We start from the raw sequence: 14,108 nt of genomic DNA on the forward strand, positions 1-14,108 counted from the left end.
TATATTTGATCCAGTTTTCATAGGGTACGGATTAAAAACGGGCTGAGGTGTTTACCTCGGCCTCCATTTTTTTAGGGGGTATCCCTTCTCACCCGGTTCTTCATCAGTCCTCTCTTTATTCATAAATCTCCAGCAGGCCTTCGGGCAACACTACGTGTACTTCTTTGGCTTCGCGGTCTATGTTTTTAAGCGTCTCCTTGTGTAAGGGTATCAGCGCCTCATTGTTGCGATAAGTGATACGCAGGAGCACCTGGTGCGGCTGTTCTATCACTTCTTCCACGGGGCCTAAAGGTTCACCTTCGTTGATCAACTGGTAACCCAGTAAGCTCAGCGGGGATTTTGTGCCGGCCATAGACCGGAAATCGGCGTCTGCAAGCCAGAGGTTCTTCCTGATGATACGTTGCGCTGCTTCGGGGGTGTCGATACCTTCCAGTTTCAGGTATACCTCATTTGTATCCTTTGGGCGGGCGGCTTCTATGAAGTAAGGGAGGCGGTCGCCTTTCTGCTGTTCAATGAAAACGGCTTCCACACCTTTGAAAGAGAGTTTTTTGTTCAGGGGGTGCACCAGGATGACTTCGCCTTTGAGGCCGAAGCTGGCGGCTATTTTTCCTATATGAATGTAATCCATGTACTATCTTGTTTAATGCCGGCGAACTGTTTCATGCGCCAGGCTTCTTCCTGTTTCATGCGTGCCCGTGGGATGTGGTAACCAACAGAAGGTTACCAGGGTGGCCTGTGCCGGGAAAGGGCGGTGGCGGTATAGGGCATAGGGTAAAAATAAAAGTCCCAAACACTGGGTGCCTGGGACCTTTACAAGGGAACTATTGATACGATTAAGCTTCTGCAGGACCTTCAGCAGGCTGGTCGTTTCTTTGTACCCTTCTTACAGGAGGGCCAGAACGCCTGTTACGCTGAGAAGACCTCTTATGCTCTTCATTGCGCTGCTTCAGTTTTGCTTCATGTTCTTCGTGCCACTTCGCAAATTTAGTCATTGCGGTAGCTTCATCAAACAATCCCAGTTTAACACCTCTTAACAGGTGCTTCAGGTACAATACACCTTTGAAGGAAAGGATCCTGCGTACTGTATCGGTAGGTTGAGCACCTTTGTGCAACCATTCCAATGCTTTCTGACGGTCTAAACTGATAGAAGCGGGTACAGTCAGCGGGTTGTAAGTACCGATCTTTTGGATGAATTTACCATCCCTAGGTGCACGGGCATCAGCCACAACTATAAAGTAAAAAGGCCTTTTTTTACTCCCGTGTCTTTGTAATCTCATTTTTACTGCCATGTTAAATAGACATTTAAAGGCTAAACAAATTAGGTTAACGATTTTTATTCGGACGGCAAAACTAAGGGTTTGCCCAATATTATCCAAGTTAGTCTACCATTTTGGATATTAATTTTTCTCCCGTCCTGTGTAACAGGGAGATAGATATTATCTTCTCATGCCGGGCATTTTGCCCATCGGCATTTTGTTCATCATTTTCATCATCTGGCGCATCTGGTCGAATTGCTTCATGAAGGCGTTTACGTCGGCCATTTCTTTGCCGGCGCCTTTCGCGATACGCTGACGGCGGGAGGGGTTGATCTCATCGGGGTTGGCACGTTCGAAGGGGGTCATTGAATTGATCATGGCCTCTATTCCTTTGAAGGCGTCGTCGCTGATATCCACGTCCTTGATGGCTTTGCCCACGCCGGGGATCATGCCCATCAGGTCTTTCAGGTTACCCATTTTCTTGATCTGCTGCAGCTGATCGAGGAAATCCTGGAAGTCGAACTGGTTTTTGCGGATCTTCTTTTCCAGTTTGCGGGCCTGTTCTTCGTCGTATTGCTCCTGCGCTTTTTCTACGAGGGAGGTGATATCACCCATGCCCAGGATACGCTGCGCCATCCTATCGGGATAGAAGACGTCGAGGGTATCCATTTTTTCACCACTGCTGGTGAATTTGATGGGTTTGTTCACGGTGTACTGGATAGAAAGGGCGGCACCGCCACGGGTATCGCCATCCAGCTTGGTTAAGACCACACCGTTGAAATCGAGGCGGTCGTTGAACGCTTTCGCGGTATTCACGGCATCCTGACCGGTCATGGAATCAACAACGAACAGGATCTCGGAAGGATTGACGGCCTTTTTGATGTTGGCCACCTCGGTCATCATCACCTCATCTACCGCCAGGCGACCGGCAGTATCTATTATAATAACGTTCTTATTGGTTTCTTTGGCGCGTTTGATCGCGTTTTGTGCGATGGCAACGGCGTCTTTGTTCTCGCGTTCGGCGTAGATGTCCACTCCTATCTGTTCGGCCAGTACGGTCAGCTGGTCGATCGCGGCAGGGCGGTAGATATCCGCAGCCACTACCAGCGGAGATTTACCTTTTTTTGTTTTGAGGTAGTTGGCCAGTTTGCCGGTGAAGGTGGTTTTACCACTACCCTGTAAACCTGCGATCAGGATGATAGCGGGATTTCCGGTAATGTTGAATTCGGCTTCTTTACCACCCATGAGTTCGGCCAGTTCGTCCTGGACGATCTTTACCATGAGTTGTCCGGGGCTGATGGCATTCAGCACCTTTTCGCCCAGGGCTTTCTCCTTTACTTTATCGGTGAACTCCTTGGCTATCTTATAGTTAACGTCGGCGTCGATCAACGCGCGGCGGATATCCTTAACAGTGTTGGCAATATTAAGCTCGGAAATACGGGCTTCCCCTTTCAGGTTTTTAAAAGCACTCTCCAGTCTCTCTGACAGGTTCTGAAACATTGTTACGACAGGTTTTTAAGGGTGCAAAGATAGACAAATAGCTGGTAGATGGTGGACGACGGAGGGTAGAATTGTGGGACGGGCGGCTTTTTATTATCCGAGGTACACTCTCAGCTGCTTACACCTGTTCGCGGTTTTAAGGCGGGTGATGGCGCTGTCTTTTATTTGCCTTACCCTTTCGCGGGTGAGGTTGAAACGGAGGCCTATGTCTTCGAGGCTCAGGGCATGGTCTACGCCTATGCCGAAGAAATAGCAGATCACTTCTTTTTGTCTTTCGGTAAGGGAACGCAGGGAGCGTTCTATTTCGCGATGGAGGGATTCGTGGTATTCGAGCTTTTCATCGGTCCTGCTGGCGTTATGGTTTTCGAGCACGTCTACCAGGGTGATCTCTTCACCTTCTCCCAGCGGGGAATCCATGCTCACGTGGCGGCCGGCCATGTTCATGGTGGCGGCCACTTCTTCGAGCGACAGTTCCAGCAGTTCGGCAAGTTCTTCCTGGGTGGGCTCGCGTTCAAACTCCTGCTCGAGGAGCTGGTAGGCTTTATTGATACGGTTGGTAAGGCCTACTTTGTTCAGCGGGAGGCGAACAATACGGCTTTGCTCTGCAAGCGCCTGCAGAATACTCTGGCGGATCCACCATACGGCGTAAGAAATGAATTTGAAACCACGGGTTTCATCGAAACGCAGGGCTGCTTTTATAAGACCGAGGTTGCCTTCATTGATGAGATCGGGTAATGATAATCCCTGGCTTTGATATTGTTTGGCTACAGATACTACAAAGCGGAGATTTGCGCGTACGAGGCGGTCCAGCGAACGCTGGCATCCCTGCTTGATAGCAAGGGCTAATTGCACTTCTTCCTCAGGTGAAATAAGTTCTACTTTACCTATTTCCTGCAGGTATTTTTCCAGGCTCTGTGATTCACGATTGGTTATCGACTTCGTGATCTTTAGTTGGCGCATACTCATATCCGTAGCAGTTTTTTACATAAGAGTTAATAAACGCAGGGGAAGAATGCTGATTGAAAGCAATTTAACTTTTTTTTTGAATTTCACCAAAAAACTTTTCGTTATAATACGCTGTAAAACAGGCTTTTACAGAATTAGTATCCGTGCATATCTCCGAATACGCCTTTTAAGCCCCCATAAACTGAAAAATTATTTTGAGGCACTCAAATATTTGATATTATTGCAGCCCTTGAATGTTGAAGACTAAAAGAAGCGTAATGAGTAAAAAACAGATGTATACGTTGGAGTATCCCGTACGGTGTTCCCCCAGCATATTATATGAATTCCTTTCCACACCGGCGGGATTACAGGAGTGGTTTGCTGATAAGGTAGACGAACGCGATGGAGTGTTCAGCTTTTCGTGGAGTGGCGGCGTGCCTGATAAAGCAGAAATGCTGGAATCGGAACAAGATAAATATATTCGCTATCACTGGCTGCATACCGGCAAAGACGAGTATTTTGAATTCAGAATAGAAAAAGCCGAGATCACCAACCAAACGATCCTCGTGATCAAAGATTTTGCAGAAAAAGGCGATATCAAAGATCAAAGTCAATTGTGGGAATACCAGGTAAAAGACCTCTTTCACCGGTTAGGCAACTAGTAAACAACACAGCTTGATTAAAAAACTAGATAAACTGATTCTGAAGGCCTTCATAGGGCCTTTTTTTGCCACCTTCCTCATCTCCCTCTTCGTGCTGGTGATGCAGTTTTTCTGGCTTTATATCGATGACCTCGTAGGTAAGGGCCTCGATATCCTTACCATCTTCAAACTTATTGGTTACGTTGCCGCCTTTAACGTGTCTATGGCCCTCCCGCTGGCACTTTTGCTTTCGTCGATCATGACCTTCGGCAACCTCGGCGAGAGTTTTGAGCTGGTAGCGATTAAATCATCGGGCATCCCGCTTACCCGTTTTATGCGCCCGCTGTTCATTACGGCGGTGCTCCTGAGCGGCGTCGCCTTCCTGTTTGCGAATAATATCACTCCTGTCATCAACCTCAAGCTTAACGCCCTCAAATACGATATCATCGTTACCAAACCGGCATTCGATATCAAGGAAGGGGTTTTCTATAGCAAGATCGAAGGTTTCGTTATTAAAATAGGTAAAAAGGAAAAAGACGATTCCACCATCCGCAACGTGGTGATCTATGAAAAAGATTACCGCCTGCAGGATAAGATACTGGTAGCCGAAAGCGGCATCATGCGTGTTACGCCCGACAAACGTTTTCTTGAGTTCATCTTGCATAACGGCTGGCGCTACGAAGAAAACGGGCCCCGTTATACTACCAATACCGAAATGATCCGGCTGGGTTTCAAAGACTATAAAAAGGTAATGGACCTCAGCAGTTTTGCAATGAGCAGAACCGAGGATACCCTTTTTAAATACGATGCCAAAATGCTGAGCGTACGCCAGCTGAACCATGCGATCGACTCACTCAACAGATCTACCCGGATCTTTTACGACCGCAGCAGGCGCGAGATGGCGTCTTATCTGAGTTTCGTTCGCATGGCGGATAGTAACTGGACCAAATTCAAAGCCCCGCCTCCTAAAAAAGCCGTTGCATACGATTCATTGATGACCGATTCTGTCCGCCGTATCATCAACGAAAGGGCGCTTAACCAGGTCAACAATATCCGCAGCAATATAGACCAGGTAGCGGCAGATTACGACTCCCGCCAGCAGCTTATCCGCAAGCACTGGATAGAATGGAACCGTAAGTTCACCTTATCGGCAGGCTGCCTTGTATTATTCATGATCGGCGCCCCGCTGGGGTCTATCATCCGCAAGGGCGGCCTTGGGTCTCCTTTGATCTTTGCTATCATCTTCTTTGTTATTTTCTATATCCTCAACACCGTAGGTGAAAAATTCGCTAAAGAAGGCGTTACCAGTCCCGGTGGCGGCATGTGGTTGAGTACCTTTGTGCTTATTCCCATAGGCGTTTTCCTGACGATAAAGGCTATGAGCGACTCGCAGCTGTTTAACAAGGAGTTTTACTATCGTACTTTCAAGCATGTGCGGGCTTTTATCGAGAAACGGAGGAAGAAGAAAGAGCGTGTAGCAGGAGACGTTTAATAAAACAGTGACGACGTGGAACAGGCAAAACAAAATCTGAAAGTTCAGCAGGGTATTACCGTGCTTTCCATCGTGTTATTCATTGCCAAGATCATTGCCTGGTATCTCACGCATTCACTGGCTATTTTAACCGATGCACTGGAAAGCATTGTGAATATTATGGCCGGGTTCATTGGCCTGTATAGTCTTTATGTGGCGGCCAAGCCACGGGATACGGATCATCCTTACGGTCATGGAAAGGCCGAGTTTGTATCGGCAGCCGCAGAAGGCACCCTCATCATAGCGGCAGGACTAATGGTGCTGTACGAAACCGTTCTCAACTTCATTGAAAAAAAGCCTTTACAACAGCTGGATTATGGCCTGCTCCTGGTTTCCCTCACTGCTGTCATCAACTATATCGCAGGCGCATTTTGCCTCCGTATCGGCAAACAAAATCAGTCACTGGCCTTACAATCGGCAGGTAAACATTTGCAGGTAGATACCTATTCCACTGCCGCGGTGATCGTTGGCCTGCTGCTGATGCTGCTCACGAAACGCTATTGGCTCGATAAAGTGCTGGCGATAGCCATGGGCTTTTTCATCATCTATAATGGCTACAAGATCTTACGCCGCTCACTGGCAGGCATCATGGATGAGGCCGATACCGAATTACTTGAAAAGATGGTGGCTTTACTCAATGCCCACCGCCGCGATAACTGGGTTGACCTGCATAACCTGCGGGTGATCAAATATGGCGCGCTGTTGCACGTAGATTGCCATCTTACCCTGCCCTGGTTCCTGAACATCCACGAAGCGCATAAAGAGGTGGATGCATTGCAGGATCTTATCCGCCGCGAGTTTGGCGACGCCATTGAAATGTTCGTGCATACCGATGGCTGTTTGCCCTTCGGATGTCCCATTTGCATTAAGCAGGATTGCCTGAGAAGGCAGCATGTATTTGAGCGGCGGATGGAGTGGACACTGCAAAACATACTTTCGAACCGGAAGCATAATGACCCGGAAAACTTATCTTCGCTCCGCCAATAACATTTACAGATCAACTAAATGATAAGACATGCAAGCTTGGAAAGAATACCAGGAAAAGCATAAAGACCGTTTTTTAAGCGAGTTGCTCGAGTTGCTGCGTATACCCAGTGTAAGCGCCAGAAGCGAGCATAAAGATGATATGGCGAAATGTGCCGCCCTGGTAAAACAAAGACTGCAGGAAGCCGGCGCTACCACCGTTGAAATTTATCCTACCCCCGGCCACCCGGTTGTGTATGGTGAAAAGATCATCGACCCTGCCAAACCTACGGTATTGGTATATGGTCACTACGATGTGCAGCCTGCCGATCCGCTGGAGCTCTGGCATAGCGGTCCTTTTGAACCCGTTATCAAAGATGGCAAGATCTTCGCCCGCGGCGCCTGTGACGATAAAGGCCAGTTTTATATGCACGTTAAGGCATTTGAAACCATGACTGCTACCGGCAGCCAGCCCGTGAACATCAAATTCCTGATCGAAGGAGAAGAAGAGATCGGCTCCCGCAACCTCGAAGACTTCCTGGCGTCGCATAAAGACCTGCTGAAAGCCGATGTGGTACTTATCAGCGATACGTCTATGCTCAGTCTCGATACCCCCAGCATCGATGTAGGGGTACGCGGCCTCACCTATATTGAAGTAGAAGTAACCGGCCCTAACCGCGATCTGCACAGTGGTGTTTATGGTGGTGCGGTGGCCAACCCCATCACGATACTCGCGCAGCTGATTGCCAGCATGCACGATCAAAACAATCATATTACCATCCCGGGGTTTTATGATGATGTGCTTGAAGTGCCTGCGGAAGAGCGTGCTGCTTTAGCAAAGGCGCCTTTCGATGAGGAAGAATACAAAAAAGACCTTGGCGTAAAAGCATTATGGGGTGAAAAAGGATTTACCTCTAACGAACGCACCGGGATCCGTCCAACACTTGAGGTGAACGGGATCTGGGGCGGTTATACCGGCGAAGGCGCTAAAACCGTGTTACCTTCCAAGGCATTTGCGAAGATCAGCTGCCGCCTGGTTCCCAACCAGAAAAGCGAGGTGATCACTGAGCTGGTGCTGAACCACCTGAAGAAGATCGCTCCTGCGTATATAGAGGTGAAGGCTACCCCACACCATGGCGGTAATCCATATCTCACCCCTGTAGACAGCAAGGAATACAAAGCAGCTGAGAAAGCTATCGAGGCTACTTTCGGCAAAACACCGATCCCGGTTCGTGGCGGCGGCAGTATTCCTATTACGGCGTTGTTTGAAAGCATCCTGGATTGCAAAACCGTATTTCTTGGTTTTGGATTAGACAGCGATAACCTGCATAGCCCGAATGAGAAATTCGATCTGGCGAATTATTATAAAGGAATTGAGACGATACCTTATTTCCACAAGTTTTACGGGGAGTAAGGATTGAACCGGAAGGGCCGGGAGTGGAAGTTGATCCTTGACTTCTGCTCCCGGCTTTTTAACTTTAGCACTCCTTCTTTAACTCAGTTAGTGTATGGAAAAGGAAAAATTACGTATCGATAAATACCTGTGGAGTATCCGTGTTTTCAAGACCCGGAGCCAGGCTGCAGATGCCTGTTCCAGGGGCCGTGTGAAGGTGCAGGGAACGCCTGTAAAGGCCTCCAGGGTGGTGAGTATTGGCGATGAATACGAGATACGTGCCGAGGCCCGGAAATGGGTGGTAAAAGTGACAGGGTTGCTGGACCACCGGGTACAATATTCCGAGGCTGTTAATTTCTATACCGATCTTACCCCTCCGGAAGATCTGGATGCAGTAAAATCGCAGGCTGCTGCCTTTAATACCGGGAAAAGACAAAGTAAGATCGGGCGGCCCACCAAACGGGAAAGGCGTGATCTCGACGGGTTCATGGATATTGATGCGCCTGATGGCGCAGAACAGGAATAACTGTCCCGCCTCTCGACTGCTGCAAATGACCATTAAAAGGAATTGATGACAAGCTGGGGCTGACAGCCCAGTAATAGTATCTTTGCGGGATGAAGATTGATATCATCACCGTAGTTCCTGAGTTACTTGAAAGCCCCTTATCGCATAGCATTATGAAACGCGCCCAGGACAAAGGGCTTTTAACCGTGCGTACATTTCACCTGCGTGAATGGGCTGTGAACAGCTATGGACAGGTAGATGACTACCAGTATGGCGGTGGCGCCGGAATGGTGATGATGTGCGAACCATTGGCAAATGCGATAGAATCACTGCAAAAAGAGCAACCTTACGACGAGATCATTTATATGACACCGGATGGCAGCACTTTTAACCAATCGGCTGCCAATGAACTTTCGATGAAAGAAAACCTGCTGATCATCTGCGGGCATTATAAAGGCATTGACCAGCGCATCCGGGATATGTATGTCACCCGGGAGGTTTCAATCGGAGATTTTGTGCTCAGCGGCGGCGAATTAGCCGCAGCAGTAGTGATAGACGCCATTGGCCGCCTGTTGCCGGGTGTTTTAAATGATGAAACCTCTGCCCTGTTCGATTCTTTCCAGGATAATCTTCTGGCCCCTCCTGTATACACCCGCCCCGCTGATTTCCGCGGACAGCAGGTTCCACCGGTATTACTGTCCGGTGATCCCAAAAAGGTTGAAGAGTGGCGTTTTGAACAATCGCTTGAACGTACACGCCAGCGCCGTCCTGATTTGCTTGAGGGACAAGAATAAATAACCCTGCAACCAATTTAAGCGACAAATACTTCCATTTGTAAGTCGGCGTAATTACATTAATATACTCCCATCCGGTGGATTATGTCCGATTGGGCTATTCTTCTGACGGATTGCGCTAACAAGATTTAAGTATTCAGGTTATTTTTGATACAGGTTTTCCCCGTTTTCCAATCCAATATCAGAAAGACTTTCTAAGGCCTCATCCCCTTAGAAAAGCAAGAAATTAGCTGTACAAAGCCCACAAAAGTGGGTTTTGTACCGAGCTAACAACCAATATCCTCATCTCAGCCGGGTTTATCCCGAATAAAAGCGTAGTAATGGATTCAGCCCGTTATTGCGCTTATTTTTTGCCCTTTACCCATCCCTTCCATCATCTATCTTCTTTCCCGCTATAAAAATCTATACGCCATCGCCTGTCGTCTGCCATCTATTGGTACTTTTACTCATGGCAAACACAACAAACATCAGCGGACAGCTGGTAGACGTATGGCAGCAACAGATCTATCCTGCTACCATTAGTTTTGAGAATGGGAAGATCAGTTCTATCACGCGTATTTCAACAGAACAATTACAGCAACAATATCCGGGCGCTGAAATTCCTTATATCATGCCGGGTTTTACCGATAGCCATGTACATATAGAAAGCTCTCTGCTGGTGCCATCAGAATTTGCCCGCCTGGCGGTTGTTCACGGCACGGTAGCAACCGTTAGCGATCCCCATGAGATAGCCAATGTATGTGGGCTGCCAGGGGTTCATTATATGATTGAAAATGGCAAACAAGTACCTTTCAAGTTCAACTTTGGAGCGCCCAGTTGCGTTCCTGCCACCAGCTTTGAAACGGCTGGTGCTGCTTTAAATAGCGATGATGTAGCAGCCTTGCTGGCGCTCAACGATATCAGGTATCTCAGTGAAATGATGAATTTCCCGGGTGTCCTTAACGGTGATCCCGAGGTAATGAAAAAAATTGCCGCTGCCCAGGCTGCGGGCAAACCTGTTGATGGCCATGCCCCGGGTTTACGCGGTGAAGAAGCCGCCCATTATATCGCCACCGGCATCAGCACCGACCACGAGTGTTTTACCGCCGAAGAAGCGCTCGATAAGCTGCAACATGGCATGATGATCCTCATCCGGGAAGGTAGCGCCGCCCGCAATTTTGAAGCGCTTATTCCCCTGCTGCATGATTATCCCGGGGATATTATGTTCTGTAGCGATGACAAACATCCCGACAGCCTGGTGGCCGGTCATATCAACCAGCTCTGCGCCCGGGCCGTGGCATACGACATCAATCTCTTTCATGTATTACAGGCGGCCTGCGTGAACCCTGTGGTCCATTATAACCTGCCGGTTGGCCTGCTCAGGGAAGGCGATCCGGCCGATTTCATTTTGGTAAAAGACCTGACACATTTCCAGGTATTCGCTACTTATATCAACGGCTTACAGGTTTCTGACGGACCAGCCTCGCTGATACCATCGCTGCCTGGCCTGAGCGCTATCAACCAGTTCCACTGCGCCCCTATTCAGCCAGAAGACCTGCAGGTAAGTTACCAGCAACAGGTTACCATTCCTGTTATAGAAGCACTGGACGGGCAGCTAATCACCAACAGGCTGGAATTACCGCCATTGGTTGAGCATCACCAGATCATTCCTAACCTGGTAAATGATGTACTGAAGGTGGTAGTTGTAAACCGCTATCACCAGGCACCGCCTGCTATTGCCTGGATTAAAAATTTTGGTATTCAAAATGGTGCTATAGCTTCCAGCGTAGCGCATGACAGCCATAATATCATAGCTGTAGGCAGCAGTGATGAAAGTATAACCGAAGCCATTAACCTTGTTATTGCCGAAAAGGGAGGGCTTAGCTGTGTTATTCCCGCCAATGACAGCCCAACTGCTGCCGGTAGCTGGCAACGTTCCGTACTTCCCCTGCCCGTTGCCGGGCTTATGAGCCTCAACGATGGTTATGAAGTGGCTGCCACATACACTGCATTAGACCGGATGGCAAAATCTACAGGCTCAACACTTGCCTCTCCTTTTATGACATTAAGCTTTATGGCTTTACTGGTGATTCCACATCTAAAGCTTAGTGACAAGGGATTATTTAATGGAAATAAATTTCAATTCGAATAAAGCTTTAGGCCTCCTGCCCTATCCATACCGCACCACCAATGCTGCTACGGGTTGCGCCGGTTACAGAATGCAGCACTGTATTCTCTTCCCTCCAGCGCAATACGCCCAAAAGTGACATTATAAGGGCTTCTTTATATTGCACTAACTCTGGTTCCGGAATGGCAACGGTAACGTGAAAAGGAGCCAGGTGATGAGATAAACGCTGTACCAGGTAGGTGTTGAAAGCACCACCACCTGTAACCAGCATAGAGGCAGTTTCATCGGTAGTGACGGCATCTCCAATGGCGCCTTCAAAAATCTTTGCCACTTGTATTGCAATATGCTCGGCATAAGTGCTCATTGCATCAGCAACAGACAATTGATAGGATTGAATCAATGGGAAGATCGTTTCTGTACCAAAATCATTTGCCAAAGACTTGGGATAGGTTTGCTGGTAATAAGGCAAAGCGTTCAGCTTTTCCAGCAACCCGGTGTTTACCTGTCCGGAAGCAGCGATAGCGCCTCCTTCATCAAAAGCTTTTCCTTCCAGGGCAGCCAGCATATTCAATACCCTGTTGGCAGCACATACGTCATAAGCAATATAACCGTTATCGGTGTTAGCCGAAATATTGGCAATACCGCCGATGTTAAGGAAATAATTGTGTTGTGGTAATAACAGCTTTTCTCCCATAGGAACAATGGGAGCCCCTTGCCCGCCTAAGGCTACGTCGATAGCACGCAGGTGGCTGACAACGTTAATACCTGTAACAGCAGCAATAGCTGCGCCGTCTCCCAGTTGTGCCGTCATTTTTAAAGCCGGTGCATGAAAGCTGGTATGACCATGAGAGGCGATCAGTTGTACCTTATGGTGCAGCTGGTATGTATCTATAAATTCGTTGATCTTGTTACCTATATAATGCCCATAATCGGCGTGTAATAACATGTATTCATAAGCATTCAGCTGGGTGGCATGGCGCAGCCGCTGCTCCCAGGCGGCATCATAACTGTAGCAATGCGCCGCTTTAATTTCGTACGACCATTTACCCCTGCTTTCTTCGAGTTCTGCAAAAACGAGATCCAATCCGTCGAGCGAAGAGCCGCTCATAATGCCAATTGCCCTGTAAACCATATAGTTAATTCAATAATGATGAAGAAAATACGGTCCCGGACCGCACCATTCAGCGCGCAAAAGTAACGAAACCCGATGGTTGGAAGGAGGGAATTCCGGCAAGGTTGATCATAGTCAACCTGTAAATAGGCTTTATTGTCTATTTTTGGCGCATTATGGTAGTGAATCTCAGCGAGCAACACAGCCTGGTTAGTAACTGGGTCAGCGAATTAAGATGTATTGATACCCAAACGGACCGTATGCGTTTCCGCCGCAACCTGGAACGGATAGGTGAGGTAGCCGCTTATGAAATAAGCAAGGAGCTGCCCTGGGAAGAAGTAGAAGTGCAAACCCCGCTGGGAACCCATAACAGCAAAAAGCTGGCAGCACAGCCGGTGTTGTGCACCATCCTGAGAGCAGGCCTGCCGCTGCATCACGGCATGCTCAACTATTTCGACCGCGCCGACAATGCCTTTGTTTCCGCCTACCGCAAACATCACCGCGATGGCAGTTTCGAGATCAGCCTGGACTATATGAGTTGCCCTTCGCTGGACGACCGTATTGTACTGATCAGCGACCCTATGCTCGCTACAGGCGCCTCGTTGGTGAAAACAATCGACTATATCCGCTCAGAAGGCAAGCCAGCCTCTATTCATGTGATAGCAGCCATTGCCTGTACCTTAGGCATTGAATATGTTGTACGCGAAGCCGGCGATGACATTAAGATCTGGTGTGGAGATGTCGATGATGAGCTAACCGCCAAGGGGTATATTGTACCAGGACTTGGAGATGCAGGCGATCTGGCATTTGGAACTAAGATGCAATCGTAGAAAGCTGGCAGAGAGAAAGAGATAATTGGTTTTTCAGTTTTAATTTGATGTAATGAATATTAGAATAGGACAGGGTGTTGATTTTCACCAGTTAGTTGAAGGACGTGATCTATGGCTGGGAGGCGTGAAAGTGCCACATATCAAAGGAGCGCTGGGACATAGTGATGCTGATGTATTGTTACATGCTATCTGTGATGCGCTGTTGGGAGCTGCAGCCCTGGGAGATATAGGCATGCATTTCCCCGATACTTCCTCCGAATTTAAAGATATCGACAGCAAAATACTGCTCAAAAGAACCTGTGCGTTAATTACCAAAGAGGGCTATCGCATCGGTAATATCGATGCTTCCTTATGCCTGCAGGCACCCAAGATCAAACCCTATGTGGCCCAAATGCAGGAAGTAATTGCGGGTATCGCCGGCATCACCATAAAAGATATTTCCATAAAAGCCACTACCACCGAAAAACTGGGCTTTGTGGGCCGCGAAGAGGGTGTAGTAGCCTACGCCAGCGCATTATTATTTCCATTATAA

Annotated in this window: 14 protein-coding genes; 9 read left to right on the forward strand and 5 right to left on the reverse strand. The window is 48.2% G+C overall.

Features of this window, described 5'->3' with window-relative positions:
- Positions 1–115: 115 nt before the first annotated feature.
- The 4 genes from rimM to ESB13_RS18165 all read right to left on the reverse strand — a co-directional run bounded on the left by rimM (position 116) and on the right by ESB13_RS18165 (position 3,722).
- Positions 116–628 (reverse strand): ribosome maturation factor RimM, encoded by a 513-nt coding sequence (gene rimM, locus ESB13_RS18150; RefSeq protein ID WP_129005111.1) that lies wholly within the window; start codon positions 626–628, stop codon positions 116–118.
- Positions 629–833: 205 nt separating this feature from the next.
- Entirely contained in the window at positions 834–1,277 is a 444-nt protein-coding gene (gene rpsP / locus ESB13_RS24205; protein ID WP_281275057.1) for a 30S ribosomal protein S16, read from the reverse strand.
- Between the two features lie 159 nt (positions 1,278–1,436).
- A complete protein-coding gene (gene ffh, locus ESB13_RS18160; RefSeq protein WP_129005113.1) occupies positions 1,437–2,756 on the reverse strand; it encodes a signal recognition particle protein in 1,320 nt (439 codons plus the stop codon).
- A gap of 93 nt (positions 2,757–2,849) precedes the next feature.
- Positions 2,850–3,722: a sigma-70 family RNA polymerase sigma factor gene (locus ESB13_RS18165; RefSeq protein WP_220399719.1), complete on the reverse strand. Its 873-nt coding sequence runs from the start codon at positions 3,720–3,722 to the stop codon at positions 2,850–2,852.
- A 257-nt stretch (positions 3,723–3,979) separates the two neighbouring features.
- On the opposite strand from ESB13_RS18165, the gene ESB13_RS18170 reads away from it, so the two are divergent.
- The 7 genes from ESB13_RS18170 (at position 3,980) to ade (ending at position 11,659) form a co-directional block, all read left to right on the forward strand.
- Complete coding sequence (locus tag ESB13_RS18170) at positions 3,980–4,363, forward strand: START-like domain-containing protein (protein WP_129005114.1); 384 nt, start codon at positions 3,980–3,982, stop codon at positions 4,361–4,363.
- Positions 4,364–4,376: 13 nt separating this feature from the next.
- The gene (locus ESB13_RS18175) at positions 4,377–5,834 is read left to right on the forward strand and encodes an LptF/LptG family permease (RefSeq protein ID WP_129005115.1); all 1,458 of its coding nucleotides are present in this window, start codon (positions 4,377–4,379) and stop codon (positions 5,832–5,834) included.
- A 15-nt stretch (positions 5,835–5,849) separates the two neighbouring features.
- Positions 5,850–6,860: a cation diffusion facilitator family transporter gene (locus ESB13_RS18180; protein ID WP_129005116.1), complete on the forward strand. Its 1,011-nt coding sequence runs from the start codon at positions 5,850–5,852 to the stop codon at positions 6,858–6,860.
- 28 nt (positions 6,861–6,888) lie between these two features.
- Complete coding sequence (locus tag ESB13_RS18185; RefSeq protein ID WP_129005117.1) at positions 6,889–8,250, forward strand: dipeptidase; 1,362 nt, start codon at positions 6,889–6,891, stop codon at positions 8,248–8,250.
- A 94-nt stretch (positions 8,251–8,344) separates the two neighbouring features.
- The gene (locus tag ESB13_RS18190; RefSeq protein ID WP_129005118.1) at positions 8,345–8,755 is read left to right on the forward strand and encodes an RNA-binding S4 domain-containing protein; all 411 of its coding nucleotides are present in this window, start codon (positions 8,345–8,347) and stop codon (positions 8,753–8,755) included.
- Between the two features lie 89 nt (positions 8,756–8,844).
- Positions 8,845–9,528: a tRNA (guanosine(37)-N1)-methyltransferase TrmD gene (trmD, locus tag ESB13_RS18195; protein ID WP_129005119.1), complete on the forward strand. Its 684-nt coding sequence runs from the start codon at positions 8,845–8,847 to the stop codon at positions 9,526–9,528.
- A gap of 448 nt (positions 9,529–9,976) precedes the next feature.
- Complete coding sequence (gene ade, locus ESB13_RS18200) at positions 9,977–11,659, forward strand: adenine deaminase (RefSeq protein WP_129005120.1); 1,683 nt, start codon at positions 9,977–9,979, stop codon at positions 11,657–11,659.
- Positions 11,660–11,663: 4 nt separating this feature from the next.
- Here ade and ESB13_RS18205 read toward each other — a convergent pair whose 3' ends face one another.
- Entirely contained in the window at positions 11,664–12,767 is a 1,104-nt protein-coding gene (locus tag ESB13_RS18205) for an anhydro-N-acetylmuramic acid kinase (protein WP_129005121.1), read from the reverse strand.
- Between the two features lie 155 nt (positions 12,768–12,922).
- On the opposite strand from ESB13_RS18205, the gene upp reads away from it, so the two are divergent.
- Entirely contained in the window at positions 12,923–13,576 is a 654-nt protein-coding gene (gene upp / locus ESB13_RS18210) for a uracil phosphoribosyltransferase (RefSeq protein WP_129005122.1), read from the forward strand.
- Positions 13,577–13,628: 52 nt separating this feature from the next.
- A complete protein-coding gene (gene ispF / locus ESB13_RS18215; RefSeq protein WP_129005123.1) occupies positions 13,629–14,108 on the forward strand; it encodes a 2-C-methyl-D-erythritol 2,4-cyclodiphosphate synthase in 480 nt (159 codons plus the stop codon).

This window comes from Filimonas effusa, assembly GCF_004118675.1.
Lineage (GTDB): Bacteria > Bacteroidota > Bacteroidia > Chitinophagales > Chitinophagaceae > Filimonas > Filimonas effusa.

What these genes read in the sequence shown, in the direction of transcription:
- rimM (WP_129005111.1), bottom strand. Translation starts at nt 628, where the DNA reads ATGGATTACATTCATATAGGAAAAATAGCCGCCAGCTTCGGCCTCAAA.
- rpsP (WP_281275057.1), bottom strand. Translation starts at nt 1,277, where the DNA reads ATGAGATTACAAAGACACGGGAGTAAAAAAAGGCCTTTTTACTTTATA.
- ffh (WP_129005113.1), bottom strand. Translation starts at nt 2,756, where the DNA reads ATGTTTCAGAACCTGTCAGAGAGACTGGAGAGTGCTTTTAAAAACCTG.
- ESB13_RS18165 (WP_220399719.1), bottom strand. Translation starts at nt 3,722, where the DNA reads ATGAGTATGCGCCAACTAAAGATCACGAAGTCGATAACCAATCGTGAA.
- ESB13_RS18170 (WP_129005114.1), top strand. Translation starts at nt 3,980, where the DNA reads ATGAGTAAAAAACAGATGTATACGTTGGAGTATCCCGTACGGTGTTCC.
- ESB13_RS18185 (WP_129005117.1), top strand. Translation starts at nt 6,889, where the DNA reads ATGCAAGCTTGGAAAGAATACCAGGAAAAGCATAAAGACCGTTTTTTA.
- ESB13_RS18190 (WP_129005118.1), top strand. Translation starts at nt 8,345, where the DNA reads ATGGAAAAGGAAAAATTACGTATCGATAAATACCTGTGGAGTATCCGT.
- trmD (WP_129005119.1), top strand. Translation starts at nt 8,845, where the DNA reads ATGAAGATTGATATCATCACCGTAGTTCCTGAGTTACTTGAAAGCCCC.
- ade (WP_129005120.1), top strand. Translation starts at nt 9,977, where the DNA reads ATGGCAAACACAACAAACATCAGCGGACAGCTGGTAGACGTATGGCAG.
- ESB13_RS18205 (WP_129005121.1), bottom strand. Translation starts at nt 12,767, where the DNA reads ATGGTTTACAGGGCAATTGGCATTATGAGCGGCTCTTCGCTCGACGGA.
- upp (WP_129005122.1), top strand. Translation starts at nt 12,923, where the DNA reads ATGGTAGTGAATCTCAGCGAGCAACACAGCCTGGTTAGTAACTGGGTC.
- ispF (WP_129005123.1), top strand. Translation starts at nt 13,629, where the DNA reads ATGAATATTAGAATAGGACAGGGTGTTGATTTTCACCAGTTAGTTGAA.